Genomic DNA, 7,185 nt, shown 5'->3' on the forward strand with positions numbered 1-7,185 from the left:
TAACACATATAACTGCACCGATAATTACATATAGCGCTCTTACTCCCCACATTTCACTCAATATTCCCCCTACTAACACACCTAATGGCATAGCGGATCGTATGAAAAATAAACGCACTGAAAATACTTGTCCTATCATATTATTTGGGACGATTTGTTGGCATATTGTTGTGTTATGAACATTGAAAAATGCAATACAAATCCCTGCTATTACTTCAATTAGTATTGCAATGATAATACTATGATTGAACCCTAGCGAAATGTATGTGAGTCCCCCTATAAACAATCCCCCAAGCATAAGTATACGCCGGCTTTTATATGTTACTTTTCCGACTAATACTGAGCCAATTACGTAGCCAAGTGGAAAACCTGCCATAAAATAGCCGTACTCTGCATATCCCGCTAACAGCTCGTCTTTTATATAAGGAAGATTTGTGACCATCGTTACCCCTACTCCAAACTGCACGAAAGTAAGAAATATACCGAGCCAAACGATGATTGGTTTTGTAAAAAAATATGTAAAACCTTGAAGAAATTGTTCTAGCCACGTTTTTCGTATATCTGTTGTAGTTCTCTTTTCTTTTATATAAAGTAAGAAAGCACCACTAACAAATAGACAAATACATACGAAAGATAATGTAAGTTCTGTTCCAATGAAATGAATGACTACTCCGCCTAATACTGGCGCAAGAAACATCATGAGACGAGTCATTCCATCAATATACGCATTTGCGTCTTGAAGTTGTCCTTGACTTACAATGCTCGGTGTAATTGCTTGACTTGCAGGTGTATAAAGAGGTGTAATAAGTCCCACTACAATTTGAACAACATAAATGTGCCAAACTTCTATACTACCTGTAACTAGCATCACCAAAGGTAATAAGAATACGGACGCCCGTATCCATTGTGAGAAAATCATAATCCACTTCCGGCTCCATTTATCAATAAATGGGCCACTTATTAATTGCAGTATGAGTGATGGGATGAAATATAATAGCCACATACTACTTAAAGCCATTTCCGATCCTGTTAACTCATATACTAGAATTGAATTACATAACGTTCCGAAAGCCCCTCCTAATTCAGAGATTGCACTACCAATCCACATAAAAAAGAACGAACGATTTTTCAATATATTTTTCAATTTCACACACCAACTTTTCTTTTATATTCCTCCCTTTATGTACATTCTCGTTGTTAATTATCTATTCAAAAACATATCTAATTCTTTCGCTAAAGACTGTACTGCTTTCTTTCTTAATACATATTTTCCGTCATGTATATCAACTAACTTCGCTGCACGTAACAATTTCAAATGATGGTGTACAGTCGATTTACCAAGCTGTAATCTTTCCGTTATTTCCTGTAATGTACGTTCTTTTTCAAATAACATTTTTACAATTCGCAATCTCGCCTCATCCCCAAGAGCCTTATGTTTTTGAACTAAAAAATAATTCGGTTCATACGGATCTTCAGGATGAATGCTTTCATTCGCAACTGGATAATGAAATACTTTCGTATCATCAATATCCGCTTCAATATTCCACGGTCTGTACGTCATTTGCGGAATAAGAAGTACGTGATGAACACTTGGCTCTGGCATATAGTTCACTCCGCCAGTCGCCCACTCGACAAACTCTTCCGGCTTCATCTTTTTATTCATTTCATTTTTCGCTTCATAATCTCGTTTTAATATAGAAAGTATTTGTTCTTCCTCTCTTTTAATAACACTCTCATACCAACCTGTCATAACAGCGATTAAATGCGATTTCAGCACTTGTACATCTACATTACATATAAAGCTAATATAAGTAGAAAAAAACTGATGATTATCTGTTAGTTCCTTTAGTTCGTGTATTGCACATACAACTCCCGTTGCAGCTAAACGTCTTTTCTCTTCATACTTCTCTCCTAAAAACGGTAAACATATAAATTTCAAATCTTCTTCTGAAAATGAATCAATTTTAAAATTAAACTGCGATAAATCTTGAAAATCCTCTTCATACAATAACTGGAGTAATGCTTTCCACGTATTATGTTCTTCTACAAACTGTAAGTGTTCTCTCATTTCTTCTGTTAATGCTTTCTTAATTTCTTCCCATTCACTTTGAGTTTTTTCAAGAGTATCAATTAACCTTTTATGAGTAATCGCTGCAATGCCAAGTGCACATTCGAAAAGTATCGAATATTTCACCTGAACGTTGTATGTTTCCCTTTTTCTGCTCGTTATGTGATAGACCTCCATTTTTATCCCCTCCTTGTTTGCTATATAACACATTCTATTTTTATCGAATTTTACCTTCTATATTTTTAGAACCGTTTTGCAACTTTAAAAAAACTTTAATCAATGAGCAAACAGAAAAAGGTTTATACTCTTTTCATTCTGACTCAATGAAAGCCTTGATTATTAAATATCATATTAAAAATGAGATTTTTTAATGGCTCAATTATACGTTGTATTTCACTCTCTTGTTCAACTATAGAGAAGGTTTATTGAAGAGAAAAGCGAACGCTTCAAGTACATGATGCCTTACAATCTTCATTAACCGCCCTTCAAGAAGCAGAACTAGATCAACTAAGTCCTTCTCTACCAGTTTGGCAACAATATATGAATATCCTTTTGCATGATGCTTATCATACAGGACAAATTATACAGCTTCGGAAACTTCAAGGTTCATGGCCAACTCACCGTTCTTATTTATAAAGTGAAATTTTAATCAGCTCTTACCAATCGGGATTTTGCGGGCAGCCCATCCCCACTTCACTTCTTTGCTTTCCCTGAATTTTGAGGTAAAAGTCTTACTGCCCGTTAATCCGGGATAAACGATGTTTAAAATCGCATACGTTTAATATCCAACAAAACAATTGAAAACAACTAATTGTTCGATAATTACTGCGATTGCTCAAAATAAAGCAAATTAAAATACATTGATTCCTAACATAACTTACATGCTTCATAACTTCTAATCATAATCCAAATTTGGAAGAATAGATGCTTTTTTATATACAAATAATAAGCCTCAAGGAGTTGTTGACATGCATTTCATATTGAATATGTTAGGGATTTTCGTTGTCATATTAATCGTTTTCTTATGTTCGCCTAATAAAAAACATATAAAATGGAGACCAATTGTAATTCTCATCCTATTGGAGCTTTTTATTACGTGGTTTATGTTAGGCACAAAGCTCGGCAGTATTATCATTAATAAAATTGCGTCATTTTTCAGTTGGCTACTAGCATGTGCGAATGAAGGTATTCGATTTGCATTTCCTTCAGCTATGGAAAGTCAGCACATTGATTTCTTCTTTAGTGCGTTACTTCCTATCATTTTTGTTATTACTTTTTTCGATATTCTTTCTTATTTCGGAATCTTAACTTGGATTATTGATAAAGTAGGTGCAGTTATTTCAAAGATTTCTCGTTTACCAAAGTTAGAAAGTTTCTTTTCGATTCAAATGATGTTTTTAGGAAACACCGAAGCACTTGCGGTTGTTCGTGATCAATTATCTGTTTTAAAAGAAAATCGATTATTAACTTTTGGAATTATGAGTATGAGTAGCGTTAGCGGATCCATTCTTGGTGCTTATTTATCAATGGTTCCAGCAACATATATTTTCAGCGCAATCCCATTAAACTGTATTAACGCATTAATTTTAGCCAATGTATTAAATCCTGTGGAAGTTTCGAAAGAAGAAGACGTTGTTTACACACCTTCAAAACATGAAAAAAAGGATTTCTTTTCTACTATTTCAAACAGTATGTTAGTTGGGATGAATATGGTTATCGTTATTTTAGCTATGGTAATTGGTTATGTAGCTTTAACAGCATGTTTAAATGGGATTTTAGGATTTTTTGTAACGGGGTTAACAATTCAAAAAATCTTCTCCATTATCTTTAGTCCTTTTGCATTTTTACTCGGTTTATCAGGCAGTGATGCTATGTATGTAGCTGAATTAATGGGGATCAAAATAACGACGAATGAATTTGTTGCAATGATGGATTTAAAATCAAACTTAAAGTCGCTACAACCGCATACGGTTGCGGTTGCAACGACATTTCTAGCTTCTTTTGCTAACTTTAGTACAGTAGGTATGATTTACGGAACTTACAATTCATTATTTGGCGGAGAAAAATCATCAGTCATCGGTAAAAATGTTTGGAAGCTTCTTGTTAGCGGGATGGCTGTTTCTTTATTAAGTGCTATGCTCGTTGGGCTATTTGTATGGTAATTAATTTTTATAATAAAAGACACCCAAGCCAATTGAGTGTCTTTTATTATTATTTTCGAATTTGTCCATTTCCACGAATCACATATTTTGTAGAAGTTAATGCTGGAAGCCCCATTGGTCCTCTTACGTGTAACTTTTGTGTACTGATACCAATTTCCGCTCCGAATCCAAATTCGGATCCATCTGTAAAACGAGTCGATGCATTATGATAAAGTGCCGCGGCATCTACAGAAGTAAAAAACTTGCTGACGTTTTCCTCGTTTTCAGTAATAATTGCTTCAGAATGCATAGATCCATACGTATTTATATGATGAATCGCTTCTTCAACAGTGGAAACCACTTTCACTGCTAGTGTGAGAGATAAAAACTCAGTTTCCCAGTCTTCTTCTGTCGCAAGTAAGATAGAAGAATCAATCGCCACTGCTTTATTATCACCACGTAGCTCCACTCCTCTTTCCTTCAAGGAAGAAAACAACTCGCTACCATATTGCTCTGCCCAATTCTCATGAAGTACAATCGTCTCAATTGCATTACATACAGATGGACGCTGTGTTTTTGCATTTATAATAATATTAAACGCCATTTGTTTATCTGCTGTTTCATCAATGAATATATGACAATTTCCCGCACCTGTTTCAAGTACTGGAACAGACGCTTCTCTCACTACTGTATCAATTAATTGTTTACCGCCTCTTGGTATAAGAACATCCAAGTACTCATTCAATGTAAACAACTGTTTTGCACTATCTCTCGTTGTATCTTCTATGAGCTGTACACTTTCTGAAGGCAAGCTAGTTTGCTTAAGCGCCTGGTGAATAACGTTAACGATGGCTTTGTTAGAATGTATAGCAGAAGAACTACCACGTAGTATTACTGCGTTTCCTGTTTTTAAACAAATTGTAGCAGCATCAACAGTTACATTCGGTCTTGCCTCATAAATCATTCCGACAACACCAAGTGGTACGCGCATCTCCTGAATAGATAGTCCATTTGGTCGTTCCCATGCACTTACACATTCTCCTACAGGATCACGTAATTCAATTAACTGCTTAATACCCTCTGTCATATCAACAATTCGCTGTTCATTCAGCAAAAGGCGATCAAGGATTGAATGAGAAAATCCTTTCTCCTTACCTTCTTCAATATCCCGTTTGTTTTCTTCTAAAATATAAGCTGTTTCTACTATCAGCTGATTAGCAATTGCAGCAAGTGCTTCATTTTTTTGATCTGTAGTTTTAAGCACAAGTTCTCTAGCAACCTCTTTTGCTTTTATCCCCTTTGCCAACACTTCATTCATTTTTATTTCCTCCTTTTTAAAGTGAAACCCAATGATCCCTATGGATGACTTCATAACTATGTCTCTCGCCTCTTACTTGAATATCTTGGCTTTGCATACCTTTTACATCTCTTAGTTCCTCTGCACTATATGTGCATTGTCCTTTTCCTATTACGCGCCCTTGTTGCGTTACAACCTCTACAACTTCACCCACTTGGAAAAATCCTGATACATTCGTAACACCAGCTGGAAGTAAACTCTTCCCATGCTGAATGATGGCAGTAGCTGCCCCAGCATCTACTTCGATTTGTCCACTAACAAGCGAATGCAAGGCAATCCATTGCTTGTTCATCTTCATTTCTTTTTGAGGAGCATTACCAACATACGTTCCATCACCCTTACCCTTCAAAACATCTACAAACTTTTCCTGTCCACGTCCTGTTCCGATAAATACACTCACACCAAGAGAGTGTGCTGTCTTTGCAGCATCGATTTTTGATTTCATACCGCCAGTCCCAAGTTTTGAGCCAGCATCTCCTGCAAGAGAAGAAATTTCTTCCGTAACTTCAGGAAGAAAATAATATTTTTTTGCATCCGCATTTTTCTGAGGATTTTTGTCATATAACCCGTTCACATCCGTAAAGATCATAAGCATATCCGCCGAAACAAGCCCGCTTACTAAAGCTGACAGCATATCATTATCACCGAACGTTAGCTCCTCTAAAGAGATGGAATCATTCTCATTAATAATTGGAAGAGCGGCACGGTTTAATAATTCTCCTAACGTAGCGTAAGCATTACTATATTGTTCTTTTCTAGAAAAATCACTTCTCGTCAGCAAAAGTTGCGCAGTAACGATGCCATATTTACGGAATTCCTCCGTGTACGCCTGCATTAACAAACTTTGTCCGACAGCTGCTGCAGCCTGTTTCCCTTTAATCGTTACAGGTCTGCTAGGATATCCTAGCGCTGAAAAACCTGCAGCGACGGCTCCAGATGTAATTAACACAACCTCGTGCCCATCTTCTTTCAACCGAGCCAATGCGGCAACGTGATCTGAAAGCTGTTCTGTAGAGATGCCTCCGTGACTATCTGCCAAGGAACTACTCCCAATCTTTACAACAACTCGTTGTTTTTTCACTTTTTTATCCCCCAAGTCTAAAATCAAAGTTTTTTATAAATTACACTTCATTCACTTTGTAACTATATCTATTCTCATCAATGCTGCACTGAAGTATTTAAGAGCAAAATAAAAATGACCGCCTCGCCCTTAATAAAATAAAAAGGACGAAACGGTCATTGTTCCGCGGTACCACCTTAATTGATATACATAGATATCCACTTGGTGCCTATAACGCAGGCGAACGCCTAAACTTTCATTTAAGACTCAGGGATAGGTTCGATATATTCTATACGAGGAATCTTTCAGCCGGTGAATTCCACTCTCTTTCGCAAGAAGACATATGTACTAATTCCCTTCAACGATTTTCAATCTAATTTTTTTATATTATGCGATATAGTTCGATTCGGTGTCAAGAGGTATTTTTAAAAATAAATAGAGCCACAAGTTATTTGTATGAAATTATCGCCCTACTGAATGAAAATACAAAATGATATAAGTTTAACTCATATTCATAAACATAAAACCTTACATTATAGTGTATATATTTACATAATGT

General features: G+C 36.0%; 5 protein-coding genes, 1 pseudogene and 1 other annotated feature. Of the genes and pseudogenes, 2 read left to right on the top strand and 4 right to left on the bottom strand.

Translation table 11 applies throughout. The annotated features are described in order from the left end of the window. On the bottom strand, positions 1 to 1,150 hold a 1,150-nt coding region (locus ABWK52_RS07795), incomplete at its 3' end, for an MFS transporter (RefSeq protein WP_353771906.1). A 51-nt stretch (positions 1,151 to 1,201) separates the two neighbouring features. Further along, positions 1,202 to 2,245 (bottom strand): ArsR/SmtB family transcription factor, encoded by a 1,044-nt coding sequence (locus ABWK52_RS07800; RefSeq protein WP_000454579.1) that lies wholly within the window; start codon positions 2,243 to 2,245, stop codon positions 1,202 to 1,204. 258 nt (positions 2,246 to 2,503) lie between these two features. On the opposite strand from ABWK52_RS07800, the pseudogene ABWK52_RS07805 reads away from it, so the two are divergent. Together ABWK52_RS07805 and ABWK52_RS07810 are read left to right on the top strand one after the other, a co-directional pair. Continuing rightward, a pseudogene (locus tag ABWK52_RS07805) lies at positions 2,504 to 2,704 on the top strand (DinB family protein); the annotation flags it as partial. 332 nt (positions 2,705 to 3,036) lie between these two features. Then, the gene (locus ABWK52_RS07810) at positions 3,037 to 4,230 is read left to right on the top strand and encodes a NupC/NupG family nucleoside CNT transporter (protein WP_000545484.1); all 1,194 of its coding nucleotides are present in this window, start codon (positions 3,037 to 3,039) and stop codon (positions 4,228 to 4,230) included. 49 nt (positions 4,231 to 4,279) lie between these two features. Here ABWK52_RS07810 and ABWK52_RS07815 read toward each other — a convergent pair whose 3' ends face one another. Together ABWK52_RS07815 and proB are read right to left on the bottom strand one after the other, a co-directional pair. Beyond that, positions 4,280 to 5,527, bottom strand: a complete 1,248-nt coding sequence (locus ABWK52_RS07815) for a glutamate-5-semialdehyde dehydrogenase (protein ID WP_098281221.1) — start codon at positions 5,525 to 5,527, stop codon at positions 4,280 to 4,282. Between the two features lie 16 nt (positions 5,528 to 5,543). Continuing rightward, the gene (gene proB / locus ABWK52_RS07820) at positions 5,544 to 6,647 is read right to left on the bottom strand and encodes a glutamate 5-kinase (RefSeq protein ID WP_086411155.1); all 1,104 of its coding nucleotides are present in this window, start codon (positions 6,645 to 6,647) and stop codon (positions 5,544 to 5,546) included. Positions 6,648 to 6,786: 139 nt separating this feature from the next. Beyond that, positions 6,787 to 6,997 (bottom strand) — a binding site (T-box leader). Between the last annotated feature and the right edge of the window lie 188 nt (positions 6,998 to 7,185).

It is taken from the genome of Bacillus sp. AP50 (assembly GCF_040492675.1).
GTDB lineage: Bacteria > Bacillota > Bacilli > Bacillales > Bacillaceae_G > Bacillus_A > Bacillus_A cereus.

What these genes read in the sequence shown, in the direction of transcription:
- ABWK52_RS07815 (WP_098281221.1), bottom strand. Translation starts at nt 5,527, where the DNA reads ATGAATGAAGTGTTGGCAAAGGGGATAAAAGCAAAAGAGGTTGCTAGA.
- ABWK52_RS07810 (WP_000545484.1), top strand. Translation starts at nt 3,037, where the DNA reads ATGCATTTCATATTGAATATGTTAGGGATTTTCGTTGTCATATTAATC.
- ABWK52_RS07800 (WP_000454579.1), bottom strand. Translation starts at nt 2,245, where the DNA reads ATGGAGGTCTATCACATAACGAGCAGAAAAAGGGAAACATACAACGTT.